This is a genomic window from Geobacillus vulcani PSS1 (assembly GCF_000733845.1).
GTDB classification, from domain to species: Bacteria; Bacillota; Bacilli; order Bacillales; family Anoxybacillaceae; genus Geobacillus; species Geobacillus vulcani.
Genome location: NZ_JPOI01000001.1, coordinates 1,677,041 through 1,698,069, shown reverse-complemented (window position 1 = coordinate 1,698,069; position 21,029 = coordinate 1,677,041). Strand labels below are relative to the sequence as shown.

Annotated in this window: 20 protein-coding genes; 7 read left to right on the top strand and 13 right to left on the bottom strand. The window is 55.9% G+C overall.

Features of this window, described 5'->3' with window-relative positions; all coding sequences use genetic code 11:
• Positions 1-8: 8 nt before the first annotated feature.
• The 5 genes from pfkA to dnaE form a co-directional block, all read right to left on the bottom strand.
• Complete coding sequence (gene pfkA / locus N685_RS0109190; RefSeq protein WP_031407708.1) at positions 9-968, bottom strand: 6-phosphofructokinase; 960 nt, start codon at positions 966-968, stop codon at positions 9-11.
• 279 nt (positions 969-1,247) lie between these two features.
• Entirely contained in the window at positions 1,248-2,225 is a 978-nt protein-coding gene (gene accA / locus N685_RS0109185) for an acetyl-CoA carboxylase carboxyl transferase subunit alpha (RefSeq protein WP_031407706.1), read from the bottom strand.
• Entirely contained in the window at positions 2,210-3,082 is an 873-nt protein-coding gene (accD, locus tag N685_RS0109180; protein ID WP_031407704.1) for an acetyl-CoA carboxylase, carboxyltransferase subunit beta, read from the bottom strand. The genes accA and accD overlap by 16 nt, the downstream gene beginning before the upstream one ends.
• Before the next feature lie 39 nt (positions 3,083-3,121).
• Positions 3,122-3,727, bottom strand: a complete 606-nt coding sequence (locus N685_RS0109175; protein WP_033842442.1) for a FadR/GntR family transcriptional regulator — start codon at positions 3,725-3,727, stop codon at positions 3,122-3,124.
• Positions 3,728-3,865: 138 nt separating this feature from the next.
• On the bottom strand, positions 3,866-7,138 hold the full coding sequence (gene dnaE / locus N685_RS0109170) for a DNA polymerase III subunit alpha (protein ID WP_033842327.1): 3,273 nt from the start codon (positions 7,136-7,138) through the stop codon (positions 3,866-3,868).
• A 118-nt stretch (positions 7,139-7,256) separates the two neighbouring features.
• Here dnaE and N685_RS0109165 point away from each other — a divergent pair, with 118 nt between their 5' ends.
• The gene (locus N685_RS0109165) at positions 7,257-7,598 is read left to right on the top strand and encodes a YtrH family sporulation protein (protein WP_011232219.1); all 342 of its coding nucleotides are present in this window, start codon (positions 7,257-7,259) and stop codon (positions 7,596-7,598) included.
• Entirely contained in the window at positions 7,595-8,098 is a 504-nt protein-coding gene (ytrI, locus tag N685_RS0109160) for a sporulation membrane protein YtrI (RefSeq protein ID WP_031407697.1), read from the top strand. Before N685_RS0109165 ends, ytrI begins: the two co-directional genes overlap by 4 nt.
• 138 nt (positions 8,099-8,236) lie before the next feature.
• Here ytrI and N685_RS0109155 read toward each other — a convergent pair whose 3' ends face one another.
• Positions 8,237-9,184, bottom strand: coding sequence for a DHH family phosphoesterase (locus tag N685_RS0109155; RefSeq protein WP_031407695.1), 948 nt, complete (start codon positions 9,182-9,184; stop codon positions 8,237-8,239).
• A 99-nt stretch (positions 9,185-9,283) separates the two neighbouring features.
• Here N685_RS0109155 and N685_RS0109150 point away from each other — a divergent pair, with 99 nt between their 5' ends.
• A complete protein-coding gene (locus N685_RS0109150; RefSeq protein WP_031407693.1) occupies positions 9,284-9,592 on the top strand; it encodes a YtpI family protein in 309 nt (102 codons plus the stop codon).
• Between the two features lie 87 nt (positions 9,593-9,679).
• Here N685_RS0109150 and N685_RS0109145 read toward each other — a convergent pair whose 3' ends face one another.
• Both N685_RS0109145 and N685_RS0109140 read right to left on the bottom strand, forming a co-directional pair.
• Positions 9,680-10,987: a CBS domain-containing protein gene (locus tag N685_RS0109145; protein WP_031407691.1), complete on the bottom strand. Its 1,308-nt coding sequence runs from the start codon at positions 10,985-10,987 to the stop codon at positions 9,680-9,682.
• Between the two features lie 116 nt (positions 10,988-11,103).
• Positions 11,104-11,784 (bottom strand): metal-dependent hydrolase, encoded by a 681-nt coding sequence (locus N685_RS0109140; protein WP_031407689.1) that lies wholly within the window; start codon positions 11,782-11,784, stop codon positions 11,104-11,106.
• A 140-nt stretch (positions 11,785-11,924) separates the two neighbouring features.
• Between N685_RS0109140 and N685_RS0109135 the strand changes: the two genes are divergently transcribed.
• Positions 11,925-13,019, top strand: a complete 1,095-nt coding sequence (locus N685_RS0109135; protein ID WP_031407687.1) for a M24 family metallopeptidase — start codon at positions 11,925-11,927, stop codon at positions 13,017-13,019.
• Between the two features lie 160 nt (positions 13,020-13,179).
• Here the strand turns inward: N685_RS0109135 and ald are convergent, their stop codons facing one another.
• The 3 genes from ald to N685_RS19780 form a co-directional block, all read right to left on the bottom strand.
• Positions 13,180-14,298, bottom strand: coding sequence for an alanine dehydrogenase (ald, locus tag N685_RS0109130; RefSeq protein ID WP_031407685.1), 1,119 nt, complete (start codon positions 14,296-14,298; stop codon positions 13,180-13,182).
• A gap of 85 nt (positions 14,299-14,383) precedes the next feature.
• Positions 14,384-15,148, bottom strand: coding sequence for an SDR family oxidoreductase (locus tag N685_RS0109125; RefSeq protein ID WP_031407683.1), 765 nt, complete (start codon positions 15,146-15,148; stop codon positions 14,384-14,386).
• A 96-nt stretch (positions 15,149-15,244) separates the two neighbouring features.
• Positions 15,245-15,385 (bottom strand): hypothetical protein, encoded by a 141-nt coding sequence (locus N685_RS19780; protein WP_167332997.1) that lies wholly within the window; start codon positions 15,383-15,385, stop codon positions 15,245-15,247.
• A gap of 113 nt (positions 15,386-15,498) precedes the next feature.
• Between N685_RS19780 and N685_RS0109115 the strand changes: the two genes are divergently transcribed.
• A complete protein-coding gene (locus N685_RS0109115) occupies positions 15,499-15,945 on the top strand; it encodes a universal stress protein (protein ID WP_031407681.1) in 447 nt (148 codons plus the stop codon).
• 42 nt (positions 15,946-15,987) lie between these two features.
• Here N685_RS0109115 and argH read toward each other — a convergent pair whose 3' ends face one another.
• Both argH and N685_RS0109105 read right to left on the bottom strand, forming a co-directional pair.
• Complete coding sequence (argH, locus tag N685_RS0109110) at positions 15,988-17,367, bottom strand: argininosuccinate lyase (RefSeq protein ID WP_031407679.1); 1,380 nt, start codon at positions 17,365-17,367, stop codon at positions 15,988-15,990.
• A gap of 49 nt (positions 17,368-17,416) precedes the next feature.
• Positions 17,417-18,637: an argininosuccinate synthase gene (locus N685_RS0109105; protein ID WP_031407677.1), complete on the bottom strand. Its 1,221-nt coding sequence runs from the start codon at positions 18,635-18,637 to the stop codon at positions 17,417-17,419.
• Between the two features lie 181 nt (positions 18,638-18,818).
• Between N685_RS0109105 and N685_RS0109100 the strand changes: the two genes are divergently transcribed.
• The gene (locus N685_RS0109100) at positions 18,819-19,154 is read left to right on the top strand and encodes a hypothetical protein (protein ID WP_051870813.1); all 336 of its coding nucleotides are present in this window, start codon (positions 18,819-18,821) and stop codon (positions 19,152-19,154) included.
• Between the two features lie 196 nt (positions 19,155-19,350).
• Entirely contained in the window at positions 19,351-21,009 is a 1,659-nt protein-coding gene (locus N685_RS0109095) for an acyl-CoA synthetase (RefSeq protein WP_031407673.1), read from the top strand.
• Positions 21,010-21,029: the final 20 nt, after the last annotated feature.

Below are 21,029 nucleotides of genomic sequence, written 5' to 3'. Positions count from 1 at the left end.
ATCGGGAATTAAATCGACAGCTCTTTCGATAAGGCATACATGCGCTGATCGACGGTATGTGTTTTCGCCAACGCCTCGGCAATGTCATGGTCAACGATTTGGTTGTTTTGGATGCCAACGCAACGGCCGCCTTTGCCTTCAAGCAAAAGCTCGACCGCACGGGCGCCGAGGCGGCTCGCTAACACGCGGTCAAACGCCGTCGGCGATCCGCCGCGCTGCACATGGCCAAGCACCGTCACACGCGTCTCAAAGCCGGTCGCTTCTTGAATTTGCCGACCGAAGTCAACGCCGCTGCCGACTCCTTCGGCGACGATGATGATGCTGTGTTTTTTGCCGCGTTCATGACCGCGCTTCAGGCGAGCGATGATGTCGTCCATGTCGTAGTCCGCTTCCGGAATCAAAATCGTCTCCGCCCCGCCGGCAAGCCCCGACCATAACGCGATATCGCCGGCATGGCGGCCCATCACTTCGACGACGTACGTCCGTTCATGCGATGTCGCCGTGTCGCGGATTTTGTCAATGGCATCGATGACCGTATTGAGCGCTGTGTCAAAGCCGATCGTAAAATCGGTGCCCGGAATGTCGTTGTCGATCGTCCCGGGCACGCCGACGCACGGGAAGCCGTGCTCCGTCAATTTTTTCGCCCCTTGATACGACCCGTCGCCGCCGATGACGACCAGCCCTTCAATGCCGTGCTTTTTCAGCTGTTCGATCCCTTTTTTCTGTCCTTCTTCCGTCTTAAACTCCGGGCAACGGGCGGTGTAAAGGATGGTGCCGCCGCGATGGATGATGTCCCCGACATCCCCGACTTCCAACTTTTTGATATTACCGGCAATCAACCCGGCATACCCGTGGTAGATTCCGTACACCTCCACCCCATGATAAATCGCTTTGCGGACGACAGCGCGAATGGCCGCATTCATGCCCGGCGAGTCGCCGCCGCTTGTCAACACACCAATCCGTTTCATCGTTTCCACCTCATTTGCATCGAATTGCACACGTCCGACCTCATACGTCTTCTTGAACATTCCTAATGTACCATGAACAACTGCGGAACACAATATAGAAGCTATCGCTGAAACGGCTTACAAACGCAGTTTTCTCCGGTTGGTCCTCTTGTTCTTTCCACCAGTGCGGGCGGAAGAGAGGTTGGAAAACAAGCGGCCTGCTTGTCGATCACGCCATCCCACTGGGACAAAACCTCGCTGATGAGAAAAGCTGCCCCGCAGATGGAGACAGCTTTTTCCCTATCTTGCCCGAATCGTTTCCGGCAAAAACGACACTTGGCCCATTTGTTTAAATTTTTCGTAGCGCTGCCGGACGAGCTCTTCGCCGTCAAGCGCCAACAGCTGCTTGAGCGAACGACGCAGCACGCGGTCAATTTCCTTTGCCTGCTCGTCAGCGTCGCGGTGAGCGCCGCCTTTCACTTCTGGGATGATTTCATCAATGACGCCAAGCGCTTTTAAGTCATGGGCGGTGATTTTCATCGTTTCCGCCGCCCGCTGCGCCAATGAGGCGTCTTTCCACAAAATCGCCGCCGCCCCTTCCGGCGAGATGACCGAGTACGTGGAGTTTTCCAGCATATGAATATGGTTGCCGACGCCAAGCGCCAGCGCCCCGCCGCTTCCGCCCTCTCCGATGACGATGCAGACAACCGGCACGGTGAGCCCCGCCATTTCAAACAAGTTGCGGGCGATCGCCTCGCTTTGCCCGCGCTCTTCCGCCGCTTTCCCCGGATAGGCGCCTTTCGTGTCGATAAAGCAGATGATCGGCCGAGAAAACTTTTCCGCCTGTTTCATGAGCCGCAGCGCCTTCCGGTATCCTTCCGGATGCGGCATGCCAAAGTTGCGGCGCAAATTTTCTTTCGTATCTTTGCCGCGCTGGTGGCCGATGACCGTCACGGGGAGTCCATCGTATTTGGCGATGCCGCCGACGATCGCTTCGTCATCGCCAAAGCAGCGGTCGCCGTGGCACTCAAGAAAGTTCGTAAACAGCCGCTCGATGTAATCGAGCGTCGTCGGCCGCTGCGGATGGCGGGCGATTTGCACGCGATCCCATGGCGTCAAATTCGCATAAATCTCGTTTTCCAGCTTGGCGAGGCGCGCCTCAAGCTTTTCGATTTCCGCCGATAAGTCAACGTCTGCCGTTTTCATGAACTCTTTCAACTCTTGAATTTTGCGGCGCAGCTCGACAAGCGGTTTTTCGAATTCTAATTCCGCCACCATCCCTCTTCCCCTCCTTTTTGATGAAGATCCAAGACGACCGCAAGCGTTTCTTTCAGCTCGTGGCGGTGAATGACAGCATCCAACTGCCCGTGCTTCAGCAAAAACTCCGCCGTCTGGAAGTCTTCCGGCAGCTCTTCGCGCACCGTCTGCTCGATGACGCGGCGGCCGGCAAAACCAATGAGCGCCCCCGGTTCGGCAAAGTTATAATCCCCAAGCGAGGCAAAGCTCGCCGATACACCGCCGGTCGTCGGATGGGTCATGACGGAGATGAACAAGCCGCCGTCGTTGCTGAACCGTTTGAGCGCCGCGCTCGTTTTCGCCATTTGCATGAGGCTTAACACCCCTTCTTGCATGCGGGCGCCGCCGGAAGCGGTGAAAATGAGAAACGGCATCTGCTGTTCACGCGCCCGCTCGACGGCGCGGGTGATTTTTTCGCCGACAACCGATCCCATGCTGCCCATGCGGAACGACGAATCCATGACGGCAATGACGAGCGGATGGCCGTCAAGCGTCCCTTCGCCGGTGACGACCGCCTCGTTCAGTCCCGACTTGCGCCGGTCTTCTTCCAGTTTTTCTATGTAGCCCGGAAAGCCGAGCGGATTGACCGAGATCATATCGGCGTCATACTCGCGGAAGCTGCCGTCATCCAGAAGGCTTGCAATCCGTTCACGCGCCGGCATCGGGTGATGGTAGCCGCAGCTTAGGCAAACGCGCAAGTTTTTGACCAACTCTTTTGTATACATAATTTTCTTGCATTGCGGACATTTCGTCATCACGCCCTCCGGCACTTCATGCCTCACTTGTTCTGAAGGCAGCGGTGCATACTTTTTCTTTTTCCCAAACAAGTCTTTCCACACGAGGGAGCTCCTCCTTTGCGTTTTCGCCTCTCTACTACTTTATCGAAAATGGACATCATTGTTTGTCAAACGATGTCTGGCCTGTTTCGACAACGGCGAAGGCCGCTGCGCCTCCCAGACGGCGGCAATCTCCGCCGGATCTTGCCTTTCCAACGCGGCGAGCAGCTGTTCATAGCCGGCGTCGTCAAGGGGCGGCTCGGACGCAAACGAAGCAGCAAACCCCGACAGCACCCACCAAATGCGGGCGAGCAAAACATTGCCAGCCGCTTCGGCCACCGTCTCGAAAAATCGCGCGAAATCAATCGGTTTTTGACGAACGATTTTTTTTAACTCGTTTACGTCCGCTGCGCTCCGGCGTCGGCACGCAAGCACAAGCAACAGGCGCTCAATGAGCCATTTTGTTTCCGCCCAATCGTCCTTCGCCCGTTCGTTTTCCAACAAAAACATCGCCAACAGGTCGATCGGCTGGTGGCTGCCGACCTCACGCATATACCTCCCCTCGCCTCGCCGCGTTTCAATCAAGCCGAGAAATTCAAGCGCCCGCAACGCCTCGCGCACTGATGAACGCCCGACGCCGAGCCGTTCGGCCAGCTCGCGCTCCGACGGCAGCTTGTCGCCAGGGGCTAGGTTGTCTTCCACCATCATGCGGCGGATATGTTTCAACGTCTCCGCATATACGTTCTCATCTTTGATACCATGATCCCTCTTCCTTCGCTTTATTCACTGGTCTGACCACCTAATGGTTATACGATATAACAAAATAATGAAATAGTAAAGAGCGATTTACTTGACGGCCACGCGTCCGAAGCCGAACAAGGAAAGCAGTTCATCGACAAGCAGCGCGGTGAGATCGGCCGCGTACCGTTCGGGAAGACGGAGAAGCTTCCGCTTTGCTTCGTCGTACAAATACACCGGGGTGCGGCCTCGGTGTCGTTCCAACAGCGGCTTCAGCGCGGCAAGACGCTCTTTGTCTTGGCGGCTGACGTCGATATACAGCGCCGACGCCGTCAAGCGTTCGGCTCGGCGGATGATGAGCTGGGGCCGTCCGCCACGCGCGTCGACCGTTCCAGCAAGCAACACGAAATTTCCTTCCTTGAGTTCATCGGACGCCCGGTGATAAACGGCCGGAAACGCCACCGCCTCCAATTCCCCACTTTCATCGCTCACCGTCAGAAACGCCATCTCTTCACCAAATTTCGTTCTCGTTTTCCGCAGACGGATGATTGATCCGCCGACAAACGCCGACGACCGTTGCACCTCAGCAACAGGCGCCGCTCCAGCCGCTTGCAGCAACGGGCGAAGCACCACCGCCGGGTGCGGGGTGACGGCGAAGCCAAGAAACTCCGCTTCCCGCCGACGCCGCTCAGCCGGCGATAGGGGAGGCGCATCAGCGCATTTCGGCTTTAACGACAGCCCTCCGGCTTGCAGCGCCTGAACCCATTGCGCATGTTCGATCGCAACGTCAATGCTGGCAAGAAGCGAAGCCCGATCTGTGCCGAACTCGTCAAACGCCCCAACGGAAATCAGCGCCTCGAGCGCCGGGCGCCCGAGGCCTTTTGGCAGCAGGCGGACGGCGAAATCGAAGAAATCAGCAAACGGCCCGTTCGCGTTCCGCTCTCGGACAATCACCTTCGCCGCTTGGCCGACTTGCTTGACCATCGCGAGCCCCAGGCGAATGGCGCCCCCTTCGATCGAAGCATGAACCCCGCTTTCATTGACCGATGGCGAGAGAACGCGGATGCCTTTATGCGCCGCCTCCCGATAGTACAACGCGGCTTTTTCCCGGTCTCCGGAAGCGCCATCAAGCATGACCGCATAAAAACAGAGCGGGTGATGGGCTTTCATATAAGCCATGGCATAGGACAACCGCGCATAGCTGACCGCGTGGCTTCGGTTGAAGCCGTAATCGGCGAAACGGGCGATGTGCTGATACAATTCTTCAGCGATTTCTTGCGGATAGCCGTTCGCCGCGCAACCGGCGATAAACGCCTGGCGCCGCTCATCAAGCAGCGCTTTTTCTTTTTTCGCCACCGCCCGGCGCAGCACGTCCGCTTGTCCGAGCGAAAAGCCGGCAAGCCGGGCGGCGATTTGCATAATTTGCTCCTGATAGATCAATACCCCGTATGTCGGCGCCAAAATCGGCGCAAGGTCGGGATGGATGTACTCGACCGGCTCCTCGCCGCGCTTGCGCCGGATGTAAACGGGGATCATTTGCATCGGCCCCGGTCGATACAAAGCATTGACGGCGACGACATCTTCAAACTCGGACGGCTGCAGCTCGGCGAGAATGCGTTTCATCCCGCTTGATTCGAGCTGGAAAACGCCGTTTGTATCCCCAGCGCCAAGCAGTGCGTACGTTTTTTTATCATCGAGCGGCAGCGTGCGGATGTCAAACGGCTTTCCCGTCTGCCGCTCGATCAAGCGCGCGATCTGCCCGATCAACGTGAGCGTGCGCAAACCGAGAAAGTCAATTTTCAACAATCCGAGCGCTTCAAGCGCCCCCATGGCGTATTGCGTCAACGGCCATTCGCCATGGCTTGGCTGCAACGGCACAAGGCGCACAAGCGGCTCCGGGCTGATGATGACGCCGGCGGCGTGAATCGACGTATGGCGCGGCAGCCCTTCCAGTTTTTGCGCGACAGCGAACCATTCTTCCCCTTGAGGAACGGCAGCCATCGCGCGGCGAAACGCGGCGGACTCGGCATGCCATTGGCGGAGCGTCACATTTGGTTTGTTCGGCAGCAGTGAAGCGATCTGTTCCACCTCCCCCACAGGGATGCCAAGCGCTTTGGCCGTCTCGCGCAGCGCCGCCTTGGCGCCGAACGTGCCGAACGTAATGATTTGCGCGACGCGATCGCGCCCGTATTTATCTGCCACATAGCGAATCACTTCCTCGCGCCGGTCATCGGGAAAATCGAGGTCAATATCAGGCACCGACACCCGCTCCGGGTTTAAAAACCGTTCAAACAAAAGTCCGTACTTGATCGGGTCAACGTCGGTGATTGACAGAGCATAGGCGACGAGAGACCCGGCCGCCGAACCTCGGCCCGGGCCGGTTAAGATGCCGCGCCGGCGGGCGTAGTCGACCACATCGGCGACGATCAAAAAATAGTCGCTGAAATGAAGCGACTGAATGATGTCAAGCTCATGCGCGAGGCGCCGCCGATAGCGCTCATCGGCCGACGGCACACGGCGGGCGAGCCCTTGTTCGCACAGGCTGCGCAAATAACGGTCGGCCGTTTCTCCGTCCGGAACGGGGTACGCCGGCAGCCGCCAGCCGCCAAACTCGATCTGCAGCTCGCATTGATCAGCGATCGCCAAGCTGTTCTTCAGCGCCTCGGGCAAGTCGGCAAACCGCCGCGCCATCTCCTCTCGCCCCGCCAAATAGCGGCTGTCATCGTCCTCAATGTCAGCGAGCAGCGCGCCGCGGTCGATGGCCTGCAAACAGCGCCACGCCACGGCATCACTGCGCTCCACATAACGGACGTCGTTCGTTGCCACGATCGGCACGCCAGTTTCCTCCGCCAGTTGCAACAACCCTGCTTCATACAGGGCGCGCGTTTGCTCGCCGCGCTGAACGGCGACATACAGCCGTCCAGGAAACAACCGCTGGTAGCGAACAAGCGCCTCTTTCGCCCGCTCCCATTCCCCAGCGGCCACAAGCGACTCGACGCGTCCCTCGCTTCCGGGAGTGATGGCGATGATTCCACCGCTTAAACGTACAAGAGCAGCTTCCTCAACATACTTTGTTTCCCCCATTTGCATCATGGTGCTGATTTCAAGCAAATGCCGGTATCCCTCTTCATTGGCGGCCAACAGCACGAGCGGAAACGCCTCGTCCCCAAAAAGAGCGACATCAGCCGTCATGCCGATGATCGGGCGGATGCCGTGGCGCTGGCATTCCCGGTAAAAGGAAACGGCGCCATACAGCACATTCCGGTCAGTGAGCGCAAGCGCTTGATAGCCAAGTTGCTTCGCCCTCGCTACAAGCGCCTCCACCGTCGCCGCACTTTGAAACAAACTGTATCCGCTCAACACATGCAAGTGGACGAACATAGTGACCATCCCTCCCTCATCCGTGCGCTTGACGGGCGAAAACTTCTCTTTCGGCTACATACTCCGTCCACCCTATCGATATACATAGATAAGAGAGAAAGAAAGGACGGGAAAACGCATGAACGAAAAAGCGGCTTTTTTGCCGGCGTTTATTCAAAGCTATTTTATCGCCGTCGGCGTGCTGCTTGGCGGCGCCATCATCGGCGCGCTCGGCGCGTTTTTGAGCGGCGGCCAGCCGTTGACGGCCATGTACCGATTTGCCGGCGATTTGCGCATTTGGGCGGTCGTCGCCGCCATCGGCGGGACGTTTGACACGTTTTACGTCGTTGAGCGAGGGCTGTTTTTAGGGGAAACGAAAGACATCGTGCGGCAATTTTTGCTCATTTTGTCCGCTATGGGCGGAGCACAGACGGGAGTGGCCATCATTACGTGGCTGACACAGGAGCACATTTCGCCATGAGAATTCCTCCGTACTACCAATTCCCGTCATGGCAACGCTTTTTCGCCGGCGCGGCGATCGGAGCGCTCATCAGCTGGTTTGTCTTTTTGTATGTTTTCGGCGTCTTGCAGGAAAAACAAGTGCGGCACGTCAATGAGCTCAACGAACAGATCGCCGATTTGCAAAACGAAATTCGCATTTGGCAGGAAGACTATATTCATTACAACAAGGAAATGAAAAAAAAGCTGACCGTGCAGGACGTTTCCGTCCATCTCGCCAACGCCGAGCAATATAAACTTGATTCATACACGACGTTTCGCATTGAAGACAGCGTCAAAGAAGATTTGTCCCATTTGATTACGAAAGATATCGAAACGGTGTACAACAGCCGCGAACTGATTGAGCGGGCGATTGAAAACAAAACGTATACGATCCACGAGAAGCGATACCGGCTTGAACTCCACACACTCACGATCTTTACCTTGTTGGCCGTCGAAGTCAAGCTGACGCCGCTTCCATAGAGCGCTCCTTGCCGCCGCGGCGATGCCAAACAAGCGCGTCTTGAGGGAAAAGAGGGTGTCCTGAAAGCCTTCGGGACACCTTCTCTTATCAACATGACGCTTCGCCGAAACAACATTTTCTAAAACCATCCGGGTTCGTCACCGCTCAGCCCGGCAGACTTCTTTTACATCTTCCATCACGCGATCCGCTTCCTCCCAAGAAGCAATGGACGCGCCGGCTGCGAGCGGATGGCCGCCGCCGCCGTAGCGTTTGGCAACGACATTGATGATGGGGCCTTTGGAACGGAAGCGGACGCGGATTTCCCGTTCTTCCTCTACAAAAAACACCCAAGCGACGATGCCGTCAATATTGCCGAGCAAACTGACGAGCTGCGACGCCTCAAGCGGGGTGACTCCATATTCCTCAAGCAGCGCCCGCGGCATTTTGACGGCCGCCACTCCTTCCTCGATCGTAAAGTTCGACAGCACATAGCCGCTTAAGCGGGCAAGCGGCAAGCTCGTTCGATACAATCCGTCGTACAATTCCGTCAGCGAAAAGCCGTACGAAATGAGCTCCCCAGCGTAGCGGAACGTTTTTTCGCTCGTGCGCGGAAATAAAAAGCGGCCCGTATCGCCGACAATGCCGGCGTAAATGAGGCGCGCCGCCTCAGCGGTCATCGTCAGCCCTTCATCTTTCCCCGCCAAATACAACTCATAAATCATCTCGCTGGTCGAACTGGCGTCGGTGTCGACCCACATGATGTCGCCATACGGCGTGTCGTTCGGATGATGATCGATTTTAATGAGCTTTCGCCCGAGCCGATAGCGGCTGTCGCAAATCCGTTCCTCGTTGGCTGTGTCACAGACGATGACGAGCGCCTGCTCATAGACCGCATCGTCAATGACATCCATTTGGCGTAAAAATGACAACGACGGGTCGTCCGTCCCCACCGCATACACCCGCTTTTTTGGAAACGACGCCCGCAGCAGCGCCGCCAACCCGCCCTGCGACCCGTACGCGTCCGGATCCGGACGCACGTGGCGGTGGATGATGATCGTGTCAAATTCACGAATCGCATCAAGAATTTGTTGATGAACCGGTTTCATTTGTTTTTCCCCTTTAGTCACCTGTCATAGTCAACCGCTGGCCTTTTTCCCTGCTTCTATGTACAATGGAAAAAGAAATGGACAACGGAGGGATCAACCATGCCAGCCCTGGTTATTTTCATTATATTTTCCTTTTCGTTTTACGTCTATTATAAAATCCGCTACGTCCGTTCCGAACGTCCGATCGAGCGCCGCTTTCTCTCGGCGAAATCGAGCATGGCGCTCGGACTGTTCGTCGCCTTGTTCGGGATCAACCAATTGTTTTTGTATCAGACAATGGTGACGTATATCATCTCCGCCATTTTTATCATCTTAGGCTTCGGCAGCGTCTGGGCCGGCTACCGCGCCTACCGCTACTACTTGCCGCAGGCGGTCGAAGAGGCGGAGGAGGCGGCCAAACAAAGGTAATGCCGTTTGGCGTATACACCGGCCAACGGTACAAGGAAAAGGATGTCCCCATAAGAAAGTGGGCATCCTTTTCGTTTGCCTTCCCGTTTACCGGTCGATCAGCTGGCACATCATCATCGCTTTGCCGACAAGATCGCCTTCGTTATACACTTCGACATCCACTTTCCCGAACTTGCGCCCGAGCTCTAAAAGCTTTGCCCGCACGTCGACCGTGCTGTCGATTTGCACCGGTTTGATGAAGTAGACGGTGATGTTTTCCATCACCAAATCGCCGCGTTTGTACGCCCGAAGCATGCGCGCCGCCGCTTCGGTGACGATCGTCGTAAACACGCCGTACGAGAGCGTCCCTAAATAGTTCGTCATCTGCGGCGTGATCGTGCAGCGGAACAGCGTTTCTTTGTCGCCTGACTCACGAAACTGAGCAGTGATGAGATCATCGATCGTCTCCCCGACTTGCGGCTGGCGCTGCGCCATTTGCAGCGCTTTTAACACGTCTTGACGGCTGATGATTCCTTGCAGCCGGTTATAGTCATCCACCACCGGGAGAAGCTCAATTCCTTCCCATACCATGATATGAGAAGCGAACGCAACGGATGTTTTCCCGTTCACCGTAATCGGCTGCTTCGTCATCACTTTTTCGATCGGCAGCTGCCGATCGACATCCAGCACGTCTTTTGCCGTCACAACCCCTTGCACTTTCAACTCATCATCGACGACCGGGAATCGGCTGTGGCGTGTTTCCTTGTTTAGTGCGTACCAGCGCTCAACCGGATCATTGACGCGCAAGTATGCTGTCTTGTCAAGCGGAATGAGAATATCCTCGACCAACACAATTTCTTTTTTGATGAGCTGGTCGTAAATCGCCCGGTTGATCATTGTCGCGACCGTAAACGTGTCATAGCTCGTCGAAATGATCGGCAGCTGCCGCTCATCGGCGAGCTTTTTGACGTGGTCGGCCGTGTCAAACCCGCCCGTGATGAGCACCGCCGCCCCGGCTTGAAGCGCCAGCTCGTGCGCCTTCGTCCGGTTGCCGACGATCAACAGATCCCCTGCACCGGTATAGCGCATCATCGCCTCAAGCTGCATGGCGCCGATGACAAAGCGGTTGAGCGTCTTATGCAGCCCTTCACGTCCGCCAAGCACCTGCCCGTCCACAATGTTGACGACCTCGGCATACGTGAGCTTCTCAATGTTTTCCTTCCGCTTCTTCTCAATCCGGATCGTGCCGACGCGTTCAATCGTGCTCACATACCCTTTGTTCTCGGCATCCTTGATCGCCCGGTACGCCGTTCCTTCGCTCACGCCCATTTCCTTGGCAATTTGCCGGACAGAAATTTTTTCACCAATCGGCAGCCGGTGGATATATTCCAAAATTTGCTCGTGTTTTGTCGCCAACGGTTCTTCACCCTTTACGCGTTGTTACTTTCATTATACCGGGCCAAGCGGCGGGGATTCAACGGTCGCGCCGACCATTAGAAAGCGCCCTTCCCAAAGCGGGAAGAGCGCCTCTGTTACAGCTCGATGCTTTCTCCTGGTTTCAACGCGCGGCCAACGCCCGGCGGAAGGAGCGAGATGAACCGCTCGGGATCTTGGGCAATCGGCGGGAACGTGTTGTAATGGATCGGCACGACCAGTTTGGCTCCGAGCCACTCGGCGGCAACAGCCGCATCTTCCGGCCCCATCGTGAAGCTGTCCCCAATCGGCAGGAAAGCGACATCGATGTGATGGCGCTCGCCGATCAGTTTCATGTCGGAAAACAGTCCGGTGTCGCCGGCATGGTAAATCGTTTTGCCTTCGGCAGTGAACAAAATGCCGGTCGGCATGCCTAAATAAATGATTTGCTTGTCATTCGTCACAAACCCGGAACTGTGGAACGCCTGCGTAAACTTGACCGTGCCAAAGTCAAATTCGCGCGCCCCGCCGATGTTCATGCCAAACGTCTCGACGCCTTGCCAGCTTAAATACGTCGCCAACTCAAACGTCGCCACGACAAGGGCGTTGTTCCGCTTTGCGATCTCCACCGTATCGCCGACATGATCCCCGTGCCCATGAGTCAACAAAATGACATCCGCTTTCACATCCGCTGCGTTTAAATCGGTCGTCGTATTGCCGGTGATGAACGGGTCGATCAAAATCGTTTTTCCGTTCGTCTCAATGCGGACAACCGAATGGCCGTGGTAGCTGATTTTCATCGCCACATCTCTCCTTTCCACTACACATGTTTCGCCGCCGCCCATCCATTTCCTTCTTTTCCCGCCTGCCCATTTACAAGTGGCCTGTTTCTTGGTACGCTCAAAATGGACAACAGCAAAAATAAGGAAGGAAGGGAACGATGAACAAACGGCTGCAAGCATTTTCCTCTTGGCTTCAACATCAACATAGTTCATTCGCCTTCATCACGTCAAGCGCGAACGTGTTTTATTTGAGCGGATTTTGGTGCGACCCGCACGAACGGCTGTTGGCGCTTTTGGTTTTCCCTGACGGCGAACCGGCGCTCGTTTGCCCGCAAATGGAGGTCACGCGCGCCCGCCGGAGCGGCTTTGGGTGTACGGTGATCGGCTATGACGACAGCGCCGACCCGTGGGACGAGATCCGCCGCCATCTCGAAGCGCGCGGCATCAAGGCTGTCTCGATTGCCGTCGAAAAAAACGATTTGTCGTTCGCCCGCTTCGAGCGGCTCTCGGCGTTGTTTCCAAACGCCAAATGGCACGACGCCGAAGAAAAACTGCGCCAGCTTCGCCTCTTAAAAGACGAACAGGAAATGGCGCTTTTGCGCCAGGCGGCGAAGTTGGCCGACAAGGCGGTCGAAATCGGCGTATCGGCCATCCGCCCCGGCGTGACGGAGCTCGAACTTGTCGCCGTCATTGAATATGAGCTGAAAAAACTCGGCGTCGAAGGGATGTCGTTCCCCACGACTGTGCTCACGGGCGCGAAAACGGCCGACCCGCACGGCGTACCGGGAACGACGGCGATCGCACCGGGTGATTTCGTCTTGTTCGATTTAGGCGTCATCGTGGACGGGTATTGCTCCGACATTACCCGCACCGTCGTCTGCCAGACGGCAAGCGACGAACAGCGGCTCATTTACGACACCGTCCGGCGCGCCCAGCAGGCAGCGATCGACGCCTGCTGCCCGCAAACCGCGATGAAGGAGATCGACCGCGCCGCCCGCAACATCATCGAACAAGCCGGCTACGGCCCGTATTTCACCCACCGCGTCGGCCACGGCTTAGGGATCGAAATCCACGAATACCCGTCACTTCATGGCGCCAACACCGAACCGCTTGCCCCCGGCATGGTGTTTACGATCGAACCGGGCATTTACATTCCGTCCATCGGCGGCGTGCGCATTGAAGACGACGTCGCGGTTACGGATCACGGAGTTGAGGTGTTGACGTCGTTTTCGAAGGAATTGCTTATTGTCTAACAAGAGGGGGCACTGGCAAAGGCGGCCGCGAATGAGCGCATCAAAAAAGCTGTCCGCCGGCTCTGTCCGATCTCGACCGTCAATAGACAAGCGCAAAAAGGCCTCTCCCCTTTTTTGAATCAAGGGCGAGAGGCCTGGCCTAGCCGCTGTCGAACCCGGTTCATCCTCGCAGCAACGAATGAACATCCGTATACGGCATGTTGTGCGCCGCCGCCACTGCTTCATACACGATGTGCCCGTCAAGCGTGTTGATCCCTTTCAACAGCGCCGGATTGTCAAGGCAAGCGGCGCGGTAGCCTTTGTTGGCGATTTGTAAAGCATAGGGGATCGTGACGTTCGTCAGCGCGAATGTCGACGTGCGCGGGACAGCGCCCGGCATGTTGGCAACCGCGTAATGGACGACGCCGTGCTTGACATATGTTGGATCGTCGTGCGTCGTGACGCGGTCGGTTGTTTCAAAAATGCCGCCTTGGTCAATGGCGACGTCGACCAACACCGAGCCTGGCATCATCGAGCGCACCATTTCTTCCGTCACCAGCTTCGGCGCTTTCGCCCCTGGGATGAGAACAGCACCGACGACCAAATCCGATTCGCGCACGCATTCAGCGATATGGTACGAGTTGGACATCAATGTCGTTACCTGATCGCCGAACAAATCATCGAGCTCGCGCAGCCGCTCAGCGTTAATGTCCAAAATGGTCACATCCGCCCCAAGGCCGACTGCGATTTTCGCCGCGTTCGTTCCCGCCGTTCCGCCGCCGATGATCGTCACTTTGCCGCGCCGCACCCCGGGGACGCCGCCAAGCAAAACACCTTTCCCGCCGTGCGGCTTCTCGAGAAACTGGGCGCCGACTTGCACCGACATGCGGCCGGCGACTTCGCTCATCGGCGTCAACAGCGGCAGCGATCCGTTCTCAAGCTGCACCGTCTCGTAAGCGATGCCGACCACCTTTTGCTCGACGAGCGCTTTCGTGAGCGCTTCGGCCGCGGCCAAGTGCAAATACGTAAACAAAATGAGCCCAGGACGGAAATAGCGGAACTCTTCCGGGAGCGGCTCCTTCACTTTCAACACCATCTCCGCCGCCCAGGCATCTTCCGCGTTCGACACGATCACCGCTCCGGCTTTTTCATACTCGGAATCGGAAAACCCCGACCCAGCGCCGGCTTCTGTCTCCACATACACGTCATGCCCGGCTTTGACGAGCGTCATCACGCCAGCCGGGGTGATGGCGACGCGGTTTTCATTGTTTTTGATTTCTTTTGGAATGCCGATCTTCATCGCTTTTTCCTCCTTTTTCCTTCCCGCTTCTCCTTTTATTGTGCCCCGTTTCGCGCGAAAGCAAACGAAAAAGGAGGCGCTGTTCTCAACGGAAAAAGTGGCGGTAAATGACGTTCGCTCCACCGGTGACGTCAATGACGGCGCCGGTGATGAAGTCGGAATCGTCGTCGCACAAGAACGCGATGACGCGGGCGATATCTTCGCCGGTGCCCGGGCGTCCAATGGGCGTTTCGTCGTCGCGCTTTTTGCGGGCATCGGCGATCCCGGCCTCTTTCATCTCGCCGACAATGTTGCCCGGGCACACCATATTGGCGGTGATGCCGTACTCCGCCTCTTCGAGGGCGATCGTTTTCGTCAACGACACCAACCCGACTTTCGCCGCGCCGAACGCCGAGCGGTGCACCCAGCCCGGGGCATCCGCCGCTCCTTGAAATCCGTACGTAATGATGCGGCCAAACCTCTGTTTTCGCATAATCGGGATCGTCCGTCTCACTAAATGGAAGACCGAGCTCAAATTGCCTTCAATCATTTCATACCATTCGTCTTCCGTATAATCGGCCAGCTTTTTCCGCTCGAAAATGTACGGTCCCGCGTTGTTAATCAAACAGTCAATGCGGCCGAACTGCTCCATGGCGGCGTCCACGATCCGTGATAAATCCTCTTTGTTCGTCACATCGCCTTGCACAAACTGGAGGCGGTCAGCGGCGCCGCGGTACTTCTCGGCAAGCGAGCGCACCGCCTGTTCATCGCTCCGGTAGTTCACCGTCACCGAGTAGCCTTTATCAAGCAGCAGCTCGGTCACTTTTCTCCCCAATCCTTTCGCTCCGGCCGTAATCAAGGCGTGCCGCACCCTTCTCCCTCCTCGTCGCGATTTGCTGTCTCATTTTTACTTTACTACAAACCGGGGCGAATACAAAAAAATAACCATAACGCATAGGCGCTATGGCTATTCACCGACTTCGCGGCGCGGGTCGTAATGCGATTCATCATCGTCAACCATGCCGCTTTCATACGACTCAGTAATTTGCTCGGTGATCGTCCGCACTTCCTCCTCGTCGTACTGCCAGTCGTTATACCGCTTTTCCATTGCTCTTCCTCCCCTGTTCACAAAATCTCAATTATATGGCCTAGTTTCTCGTCAAAGGGCGATGGGTATACCATATATAGAGATAGCATTTTTCACCAAAGGGAGAGGAGAGCATGACCATGACGTACCAAACGATCGTCGTCGCCGTCGATGGGTCAAAAGAAGCGGAATGGGCGTTGAAAAAAGCGATCCAAATCGCCAAACGAAACGGAGCGAAACTCATTTTGTCCCACATCATCGATGTGCGCGGGTTCACAACCGTTCAAGCGCACGATTACATCCTCGCCGAACGGTCGGAGCAATATGCGAACGAGCTGCTCGAACGGTATAAAAACGAGGTCATCGCCGCCGGACTCAACGATGTCGAGACCGACATCGAATTCGGCTCGCCGAAAGCGAAAATCGCGAAAGAGGTGGCTCCGAAATACAAAGCCGATTTGATCATTTGCGGGGCAACCGGGTTAAACACCGTCGAACGGCTGCTCATTGGCAGCGTCTCAGAAAACATCGTCCGCCATGCGGAATGTGACGTGCTCGTTGTCCGGACGCCAAAAGAGTAAAAGTTGCCCCCATTGATACGGCCAAAAAAGAACACCCCGCCGTTACGGGGTGCTAAACAACTGTTTCGCCTTCGCCAGCGCCGCGCGCACTTCGGCAAAACCGGTGCCGCCGGCGCTGTTGCGGCGGTTGACGGCCGTGCGCGGGTTCAAGGCGTCATAAATGTCTTCTTCAAAGAGCGGCGACGCTTCTTGATACACCTCAAGCGGCAAATCGGCCAAAAAGACGCCTTGTTCGATGCAGCGCAAGACGAGCTTGCCGACGATTTCATGCGCTTCGCGGAACGGCACGCCTTTGGCGGCCAAGTAGTCGGCGAGCTCCGTGGCGTTCGAAAAGTCTTGTTTCGTCGCCCGCTCCATGACGTCCGCGCGCACGTTCATCGTTTCAATCATGCCAGTGAAAATTTTCAGCGACCCGATGACCGTCTTCACCGTATCAAACATGCCTTCTTTATCCTCTTGCATATCTTTGTTGTAAGCAAGCGGCAGCCCTTTCATCACCGTGAGGAGCGCCATTAAGTGGCCGTACACGCGGCCCGTTTTGCCGCGGATGAGCTCGGCCATGTCCGGGTTTTTCTTTTGCGGCATAATGCTGCTGCCGGTCGCGAATGCGTCATCGAGCTCAATGAACTGGAACTCTTGGCTTGACCAAAGGATGAGTTCCTCAGCGAGCCGCGACAAGTGCATCATGAGCATCGAACTGTTGCTTAAAAATTCGATGATGAAATCGCGGTCGCTCACGGCGTCCAAGCTGTTTTCGTAACTATCGGCAAAGCCCAAAAGCTCCGCCGTCCGCTGCCGGTCGATCGGAAACGTCGTGCCGGCGAGCGCACCGGCGCCAAGCGGCGACTTGTTGATGCGCTTTTGCGACTCAGAAAACCGCTCATAATCGCGCTCCAACATCCAAACATACGCCAGCAGATGGTGGGCAAACGAAATCGGCTGCGCCCGCTGCAAATGCGTATACCCCGGCATGATCGTTTCAACATGCTTCTCGGCCTGAGCCGCCAACGCCCGCTGCAGCCCGCGGATGAGGCCGAGAATCTCTTCGACGCGCTTGCGCAAATATAGATGCATATCGGTCGCCACTTGGTCGTTCCGGCTCCGTCCGGTGTGCAGCTTGCCGCCGACCGGGCCGATGTCGTCAATCAACATTTTTTCAATGTTTAAATGAATGTCTTCATACGCGACGGAAAACTCGAGCTCCCCCCGCTTCGCTTTTTCGAGCAGGCGCAAAAGCCCGCCTTTAATTTTTTCGACGTCGTCCGCCGGCAGGATGCCGCACTCGCCGAGCATCGTCACATGGGCGAGGCTGCCTTCAATATCTTCTTCGACGAGCTCTTGGTCGAACGGGATCGACGCGCCAAACTCGTCGACCCATTCTTCCGCTGTTTTCGTAAACCGTCCACCCCAAAGCTTTTTCACGCCTCACGCCGCAGAGGAATGCGACTTCCTCCTTCCTATTCCCGATGGTTTATTGGCCGGTCGACACCGACGCTTTGTTTTGCTTGTTCACGATGCTGTTGACTTTGGTCGGCAAGCCGTACAGCGAAATGAAGCCGACCGCCGCTTGATGGTCAAATTCATCTTCCGACGTGTACGTCGCCAATTTCTCATCGTAGAGCGAGAACGGCGATTTACGCCCTTCGACGATCGCATGGCCTTTAAACAGCTTCACGCGCACAACGCCGGTGACGTTTTTCTGCGTTTCTTTCAAAAACGCGACCAACGCGTCTTTAAGCGGCGAGAACCAAAGGCCGTTGTAAATGACTTCGGCGATTTTTTGCTCGATGAGCGGTTTGAAATGGGCGACTTCCCGCACAAGCGTCAAGTCTTCCAGCTCTTTATGCGCTTTGATCAGCGTGATCGCCCCTGGGCATTCGTACACTTCGCGCGACTTAATGCCGACAAGGCGATTCTCAACATGGTCGATGCGACCGACGCCGTGCTTGCCGGCGAGCGCGTTCAACTCCAAAATCAATTGCGCAAGCGGGTACGCGTTTCCGTTTAACGTCACCGGCACGCCTTGTTCAAAGCCGATCTCGATGACATCCGGCACATCCGGCGCGTTTTCAAGCGAAGCCGTCAGCTCGTACGCCTCTTCCGGCGGCGCGGCCCACGGATCTTCCAAAATGCCGCATTCGTTGCTGCGGCCCCATAAGTTTTGATCGATCGAAAACGGGCTGTCCAGATCAACCGGGATCGGAATGCCGTGTTTTTTCGCGTATTCGATTTCTTCCTCGCGCGACCAGCTCCATTCGCGCACGGGGGCGATGACGTCCAAATCCGGATTGAGCGCTTTGATCGACACTTCAAAACGCACTTGGTCGTTCCCTTTCCCCGTGCAGCCGTGGGCGACCGCCACGGCGCCTTCGAGCTCGGCGATTTCGACGAGTTTTTTCGCGATGAGAGGACGCGACAGCGCCGAGACGAGCGGATATTTCCCTTCATACAGCGCGTTCGCCTGCAAAGCGATGAGCGCATATTCGTTTGCAAACTCGTCTTTGACGTCGATGACGTACGATTTGATCGCCCCGACTTTGAGCGCTTTTTCTTTCACGAAATCAAGATCTTTTCCTTCCCCAAGGTCCAGACAGCACGCGATCACATCATACCCGCGCTCCTGCAGCCACTTGATCGCCACCGATGTATCTAAACCGCCAGAGTATGCCAGCACCAATTTCGGATTTGCCATGGTCGTTCTCCTCTCCTGTCACATAAATATACTTAAATATAAATAAATATTCAAATTGGATACATTAATCACTTTATCAGCTTTCGGCTCATTTTGCAATACGTATTCATGAAAAAGCATAAAAATTCCACCACGCTCTAAGGAGACGTTTTGTATAATAGAGGAAAAGGGGGACATGAGAATGAACGGCATCTTCGTCGAAGACAAACGGCTCGGCATCCGCGTGCCGCAGTTGGACAAACATTGGGAAGACTACAGCGCCGAGGAACAGGAGGCGATTTTGCTCGAGTGGGAAGCGATCCGCGGCTTGATCCCTGACCGCATCGCCGCATTGGAACGGAAAATCAATGAAAAGCAAGACGCGCTCGGCCGCGAAACCGACTTCGAGCGCTCGTGCCGGCTGAATGCGGAAGTGGCCGAACTCGCTTCCATCATCAATGATTTGTGGATTTGGTATCGGATCAGTCCTACTATTTCCTTTGAAAAAGCAGCGGCGGTAAAAAGCAAAACACGCTGACGAAACCGGCCGCCTCTTTTTTGTCCATGGCCTCGCCTGCCATCGTTGCCGGAGCTTTCGAGACCATCTGCTTTGCCTGTGTTGTGTGCAAACAGATTCACTTGCCATGACACTGTTCTTTAACAATATGTTGAATTTTAGTTCTATTTGAATTATTATTAATTTGACTCCTTTTCACACAACGGAGGGATCAGACATGACCAACCATCCATCACCTGTTTCAATCATTCAATCGTTTTCTTGGGATCATGCATTTGCTCATTACGACTGGGATCCCCGCAGCCGGTTCAACGCCGCTCACGAAGTATGCGACCGGTATGCCGAGGATCCGAACCGCATTGCGCTCTTTTATGAAAACGCTTTAGGAGAGCAAAAAACGATCACCTATCGGCAATTGCGCGATTGGTCCAACCAAATGGCGAACGTGTTCCGCAAACTCGGGGTGAAAAAAGGGGATCGCGTCTGCGCGCTCATGCCGAAAAACCCGGCTCTTGTCGTCTACATTTTGGCGGCTTGGAAAGTCGGCGCCGTGTATGTGCCGCTCTTTACCGCGTTTGGCCCGCAGGCAATCGAATATCGCATCAACCATTCCGAGGCGAAAGTCCTCTTGACGAACAAGGAACAGCGCGCCAAACTGCCGGAAAAGGAAAAAATGCCGACGCTCGAACACATTTTTGTCATTGATGAGCCGTCTCATGATCAAGACCAGCCGTTTTGGGAAACGCTTTCAAAAGAGTCGACTGAGCACTCGATCGAAGAAACGACGGTCGACGATCTGCTTGCGATTCAGTATACGTCCGGCTCCACCGGAATGCCCAAAGGCGCCATGTGGCCGCACAACGTGCTCATCAACATTTATCCGTATATGCGCTATGCGATCGGCCTGCGCGATGATGATGTCTTTTTCGGCGGGGCGGATCCGGGCTGGGCGTACGGGTTGATCTTTTGCACCTTTGCGCCGATGGCGTTCGGCGTGCCGATCGTCTTTTATGAAGGGCCGTTTCAACCGGAAACGTGCTATTCCTTGATGGAAAAATACCGGGTGACCAATTTCGCGTACGCCCCGACCGCGTACCGGGCGATGGCGGCGGCCGGCGCGGACGTCATTCGCCGCTATCAGCTGAACGTGCGCGCCATGAGCTCAGCCGGCGAACCGCTCAATCCGGAAGTCATTCGCTTTTTCCAAGAGCACGTGGGGGTCACGATCCACGACCATTATGGCTTGTCGGAAACGTTGATGCTGATTGGAAACCTCAACGCCGCCGCGATGGACATCCGTCCAGGCTCGATGGGATGGCCGCTTCCGGGCTTTGACATCGCCTTGCTCGATGAGAATGGGAATCCGGTCGCCGACGGCCAAGTCGGACAAATTGCCTTTAACACCGACTCGATTCCAAACGTCTTTAAGGGGTATTGGAAAGATCCTGAAAAAACAGCCGAACGGCTTGTCGGCCATTGGTTTTTGACCGGCGATTTAGCAACCAAAGACGAAGACGGGTATTTCTGGTTTCAAGGGCGGGCGGATGACATCATTTCAAGCGCCGGCTACCGCATCGGACCATTTGAAATCGAAAGCTGCCTCCTTGAGCATCCGGCCGTCGTCGAAGCGGCCGCCGTCGGGAAGCCGGATCCCATCAAAGGAGAGATCGTCAAAGCGTTTGTCGTGCTGAAAGAAGGCTTTGCGCCGTCGGACGAGCTGGCCGAAGAGCTGTCTTTGTTCGTCAAAACGCGCTTATCCAAACATGAATACCCGCGCGAAGTCGAATTTGTCGCCGAACTCCCGAAAACGCCGAGCGGCAAAATCCAACGCTTCATCCTTCGCAATCAAGAAAGGGAAAAACAGAAAAACGCCTGATCAAACTTCGTGTCCGTTCT